The sequence below is a fragment of the Kitasatospora sp. NPDC091257 genome (genome assembly GCF_044757675.1).
Taxonomy (GTDB): Bacteria; Actinomycetota; Actinomycetes; order Streptomycetales; family Streptomycetaceae; genus Kitasatospora; species Kitasatospora lactacystinica.
The window spans coordinates 1-5,008 of record NZ_JBIVVI010000687.1 but is presented as its reverse complement, the minus strand read 5'-3'; the positions used below and the strand labels follow the sequence as shown (position 1 = coordinate 5,008).

At 72.1% G+C, this 5,008-nt stretch carries 6 protein-coding genes and 1 pseudogene; 4 read left to right on the top strand and 3 right to left on the bottom strand.

From position 1 onward, the window contains the following. Window positions 1-200: pseudogene (locus ACIQOV_RS27315) on the bottom strand (lipase); the annotation flags it as partial. Window positions 201-430: 230 nt separating this feature from the next. On the opposite strand from ACIQOV_RS27315, the gene ACIQOV_RS27310 reads away from it, so the two are divergent. The 3 genes from ACIQOV_RS27310 to ACIQOV_RS27300 all read left to right on the top strand — a co-directional run bounded on the left by ACIQOV_RS27310 (window position 431) and on the right by ACIQOV_RS27300 (window position 2,906). Then, window positions 431-1,507 carry a sensor histidine kinase gene (locus ACIQOV_RS27310; RefSeq protein WP_401052888.1) on the top strand — a complete coding sequence of 359 codons (1,077 nt, stop codon included), beginning with the start codon at window positions 431-433 and terminating at the stop codon, window positions 1,505-1,507. Then, entirely contained in the window at window positions 1,504-2,193 is a 690-nt protein-coding gene (locus ACIQOV_RS27305; RefSeq protein ID WP_331768818.1) for a response regulator transcription factor, read from the top strand. The genes ACIQOV_RS27310 and ACIQOV_RS27305 overlap by 4 nt, the downstream gene beginning before the upstream one ends. Window positions 2,194-2,744: 551 nt before the next feature. Beyond that, window positions 2,745-2,906 carry a hypothetical protein gene (locus tag ACIQOV_RS27300; protein ID WP_331768819.1) on the top strand — a complete coding sequence of 54 codons (162 nt, stop codon included), beginning with the start codon at window positions 2,745-2,747 and terminating at the stop codon, window positions 2,904-2,906. Between the two features lie 397 nt (window positions 2,907-3,303). On the opposite strand, the gene ACIQOV_RS27295 is transcribed toward ACIQOV_RS27300, so the two are convergent. After that, entirely contained in the window at window positions 3,304-3,783 is a 480-nt protein-coding gene (locus tag ACIQOV_RS27295) for a hypothetical protein (RefSeq protein WP_331768820.1), read from the bottom strand. Window positions 3,784-4,092: 309 nt separating this feature from the next. On the opposite strand from ACIQOV_RS27295, the gene ACIQOV_RS27290 reads away from it, so the two are divergent. Next, window positions 4,093-4,386 carry a hypothetical protein gene (locus tag ACIQOV_RS27290; RefSeq protein WP_401052883.1) on the top strand — a complete coding sequence of 98 codons (294 nt, stop codon included), beginning with the start codon at window positions 4,093-4,095 and terminating at the stop codon, window positions 4,384-4,386. A gap of 336 nt (window positions 4,387-4,722) precedes the next feature. On the opposite strand, the gene ACIQOV_RS27285 is transcribed toward ACIQOV_RS27290, so the two are convergent. Continuing rightward, a complete protein-coding gene (locus ACIQOV_RS27285; RefSeq protein WP_331768824.1) occupies window positions 4,723-4,977 on the bottom strand; it encodes a DUF2306 domain-containing protein in 255 nt (84 codons plus the stop codon). Between the last annotated feature and the right edge of the window lie 31 nt (window positions 4,978-5,008).

The following is a 5,008-nucleotide window of genomic DNA, read 5'->3' as shown; positions in this document are numbered from 1 at the left end:
GGCACCCAGGGGTCGGGCCGCGCGGTGTCGGTCAGGTGCAGCGCGATCGTGCCCAGCGGGTACGGTCCGTTCGGGGCGGGCAGCTGGAACCGCACGGGTTCCTCCTGCCTCGGTCGCGCGACGGCCAGCGGCGCGAGCGGACCCGGGATCATGGCGGCGGCCAGTGCGGCGGACGAGGACAGCAGTGTTCTCCGATTCATGGCTCCACTGTTGCGTCCGACGGGCCCGGCGGCTTCGCCCCCGGGGAGGAACCCGGTGTCAGCCCAGGAGGGTATGACGGGCATCGGCCGCGCGGATGAGTCAGCCCGCGAGATGACGTCCTCCGGGCTGACAGGCCCTGGGCCCCGGCTTGGATAGCGTGGCCGGCATGGGCGACGGGGAGTCACGGCCGTTGGTGGCCGGACGTCTGAGGGACGGACAGTGGCACGGCGTGGACACGGTCGCGGCCGTGCTCCTCGCCCTGGCGTTCGGCGCGAGCGAGACGCGCAGCGGTGGCTGGGGCGCGGGAGCCGTGGCGGCGGCGGTCTGGCTTCCGGTCGCGGTACGGCGCAGATGGTCCGTCCGGGTTCTGTACACGGTCCTGGCCGGTGCGGTCTTCGCCATGGCGTTCACCGGATGGGAGGAGTCCTGGGTCCCCGTCGGGGCCGCTCTGTACACGGTGGCGGCGCGGGAACCGCGGCGCCGGTCCGCGACGGCGCTCGGCTGCTCGCTGGGCGCCGTCGCGGCGGCCATGGCTCTCGTACCGCGACCGGTCCCGGCCTCCGGGGTCGCGTGGGGCGTCGTCTTCGCGTCTTTGATGATGACGTTGCCCTGGCTGGTGGGCACCGCGCTGAGAGAGCAGCGGTCGTACGCGGAACTCGCCGCCCGGCAGGCCGTGACGGACGAGCGCCTGCGGATCGCCCGCGAGCTCCACGACGTGGTGGCCCATCATCTGACTGTCATCGCGGTACGGGCCGAGGTGGCCCGTGCGGTGGCCTCCACCAACCCGCAGGAGGCCGAGCGGACCCTCGCACTGGTCGGGACAGCGGGCCGGACGGCGCTCACCGAGATGCGCCGCATGCTCGGCGTTCTGCGATCACCCGGTGACGGACCCGAGTCGGGGACCGCCCCCGGTCTGGCGGACCTGCCGGCGCTCGCGGACGGCGCAGGCCCGCGCGTCGAGCTGTCCGTCGAGCCGGATCCACCGCTCCCCCCGGGTGTGGAACTGGCGGTCTACCGGATCGTTCAGGAAGCCCTCACCAATGTCGTCAGGCACGCGGGATCGGCGGACTGCCGGGTGAACCTTTCCCGGACGGGTCCCGAGGCGGTCGAGATCGAGGTCGTCAACGACGCGCCGTCCCGGCTCCCGTCCCGGTTCCCGCCCCGGCGTCCTGGCGGCGGGCACGGACTCGTCGGGATGCGGGAGCGGGCGGCCATGTGCGGCGGGACCCTCTCCGCCGGCCCCCTGGCGACGGGCGGATTCCGGGTGCACGCGCGGCTGCCCTGGGGATCGGAGACAGCACGGTGAACCGGCCGGTCCGGGTTCTCATCGCCGATGACCAGGCGCTGTTGCGGACGGGCTTCCGCCTGCTCATCGAGAACGCGCCGGACCTCACCGTCGCAGGCGAGGCCGTCAGCGGCGAGCAGGCCGTCGAACTCGCCCTGCGGCTGCGGCCCGACGTCGTGCTGATGGACATCCGGATGCCGGGCATGGACGGTCTGGAGGCCACCCGGCGCATCTGCGCGGACCCGGACGCCGCCGGCACCCGGGTGCTGGTCCTCACCACGTTCGACCTGGACGAGTACGTGTACGCGGCACTCCGCGGCGGAGCCAGCGGATTCATCCTGAAGGACATCCTCCCCGCCGACCTGCTGACAGCCTTGCGGGTGGTCGCCGCCGGCGACGCCCTGCTCGCGCCCGCGGTCACCCGCCGTCTGATCCGCGAGTTCGCCGGACGCCACGAGCCGCGCCCGCGACTCGCCCGGGAGCTGGCGGGCGTGACCCCACGGGAACGGGAAGTGCTCCGACTGGTGGCCCGGGGACTGCCCAACCGCGTGATCGCCGAGCATCTGGGGCTGAGCATCGCGACCGTCAAGACACATGTCCGGCGGCTGCTGGCCAAGCTCCACGCCCATGACCGGGCCCAGATGGTCGTCATCGCCTATGAGACAGGCATGGTCACCGCGGGCGGGAACCTCCCGTCCACGGGCTGACGCCTCACCGGCTGGGACGGTGGACCTGAAGGGGACTGCCCCGGCGGTGGGTCGTGCCGACCCCGATCGGCCCCGGGAGGTCTGCTCCGTGGTGTCGAGCGCGTAGTTCCAGCGCGGGAGGTTCTCGGGCCGTGCGAGGTGGGCGAAGAGCACGCTGACGGGCGCGTCGACGGTCAGGGTGTTCTCGAATCGCATGATATTTCCTTCCCCGGCGCGGGGTCGGCCGGCCCCGCGCGGTTCCGTGTGCGGCGGTCCTCGGCGTCGGTGCGGCGCTCGACCAGTCCGGCCGCGACGACGCGTTCGACCAGCCGGCTGGGGTTGGTGCCGCTCTCGCGACGGCCCGGGCAGGGATCCGGGCACCGAATCGCCGCCACGCGGAACCTGGTAGCTGATCGGCGCCAAAGCCTTCGATCAGTAGGCAATTTCTTGAACAGAACGTTAAATACAAGGCCTTGCCCCGTATTTGGGTGTAGGCTCTGAAGCACAGAGGGTGGTCCGAAGGGCCGGCATGGCGATGATGCCGACGAATCACCCCGGACAGGGGGAGCATCATGATCTACCACATCGAGGTCGCGCGGGCGACGATCGACGAGCGTCTGCGGGAGGCCGAGAAGCACCGCCTCACGCGCGCGCTCCGGCTCAAGAGCCGCGCCGAGCGCACCACCCGACGCGCACACCGGGCCCTGACAGGTCTGGTCGGCCCGACCGTATGAGCATCACCCTCGACGGGCCGCCACCGCAGCACCGGTGACGGCCCGTCCGCTATCTGCAAAGAAAACTCCCGGTGAACCGGCCCGGTCGGCCACACACGGACGCATGCCGCGGCCTCACCCGGTAGGCATGAACCACAGCCTCAACCCGGAGGCCGAGAAGGCCGACCGGGAGCGGGGCCGAACAGGACCTGAAGGCCCGCAGGACACGAGACGCTCTGCTGGCTGGCGAACAACTCGCCCAGGCCGCCCGGCACGCCCGGGCCGCCCGCGAACACCTGACGGCCCTGCACGCCGTCCGCTCCTCCAGGGCGGGGTTGCCAGCCCTCCAGAGCCAATGACGGCTGAGCACCGGCATGCCGGACCGCCGCTCTGCCTCAACCAGACAGGGGCATCGGCCCTACACGCAGGCCACACAAGTCTGAAGGTCGTCGGAGAGGAACGCGATGAAGCGGGTGTCGGGGGACCTGACTATCCCAAGACGCACCCGCCCTTCCCCAGCCTCGCGCAACCGCGCGACTGCGTTGGCCAGACCTGGCCGTTGAGGGACGCCATCCTCTTTCATCATCCGCTGCCGCCAGGACCAAACGTCCCAAAGCTCGCGTGCCGGTGTGGATGACGCCGATATCTCGAAATCCGTTCCCTCGTCGGGAGAGTGCGTCGCAGTGGCGAGGTCGTACCCCTCGCGCAGACCGAGCGCGACGAGCACGCCGTCCGGGGCGGCCTCGGCCGCCCGTGTCCAGCCGGTGGCCGCGGCGAGCCGACGCACGGCGGCATCGCACTCCAGGACACCCGGCGTGCCGTGGGTTCGGCTCGGATCCCGGGACAACGTGAGCTCGGTGACCGGCTCACCGCCCCGGCCCAGCACAGCGGCGGCCATCGGCCAGGTGCGTGCCGGCAGGGTGAGGGAGCTGCGGACCTGTCCGGCCGGCCGGGACGGCCGGCAGCAGCATCGACTGCGTCCACGCCGCTTCCGCGGCCGCGACCTGGGCGCAGACCGTTGTCACGGCCGTCGACGGGAGCGCCGTCGGCGTGCCCGGGCCGCGGGCCGCGGGCCGGGACCGTGGTCGTGGTCGACGCCGGCGGCGGCCGTGGGGCACCCGGCATTCGGCCCATCGGGGCCGCCCCCAAGGGCGACCGCTGCCCGTCCCTGCCACGGCACCGGCCCGAAATGGCTATGCACATGGTTATGAGAATCACCTGCCGCGCCGCTCTCGGCGTCCCGTTGATGACCGCTGCCGCCCTGGTCCTGCCCGCCGGCCCGGCCACCGCAGCCACCGGAAACCTCTACCTCAACAACGAAGAGGTCTACACGGACCCCTCCGGCTGCTACCCCCTGGAGGACTCCAGCATCGTCGACAACAACACCGACACGGCCGTGACCGTCTACTCGGGTCCGGACTGCAACGGAGAGGAGCTCGGCCGCATCAGCGCCGGTGACGACGAGATCACCACCGGCGCCCAGAGCCTCTACATCCCCTGAATCCCTGCCCCGATCTCGCCATCAGCCCCGGACCGGCCCGGATCGTCACTGCCCGCCGACGGGTCTCCCGAGGTGGCGGGCAGTGCGCCACCGGCCTTCCGGACACGCGCCGGGGCGGCCGCCCCCTGCCGAAGGCGGCTACCGGCCGCCCCGCCCTGCACTGCGGCCCCGCCTGCCGACAGGCCGAACACCGCCGGCGCCGCCTCGAAGAAGAGACTTCCCGCCCTGCGCTTCGGTGTCGGGCGGTCAGGCCGTCCGGTGGCGCGGCACGTGCACAGCGGCCAGCCCTATGGCGCAACCTGCAGGCCGTACTCGCCGACCGGTCGCCCGGCGACCTCACAGCCCCAGGCCGGTGAGCAGGTAGAGGCGCAGGGTGACGGCGGCGAAGGTCGGGGCGTAGTTGCGGATCGTCCAGATCCGGTGCGCTTGCACCTCGCCGCGGCGGATCGTGCGGTAGGCCCGGGCGGCGGTGGACAGCCACGCGGCCGCCAGCAGGCAAAGGGCGATGTGGAGCTCCGATCCTGCTTTCCGGGGAGGGGAGGTCGGGTCTTTCGCCGGCCCCGGGCTAAGGCGTGTCTGACAAATGATCATCTGGTTGGTTCGCGGAGCCAGAGGATTAGGG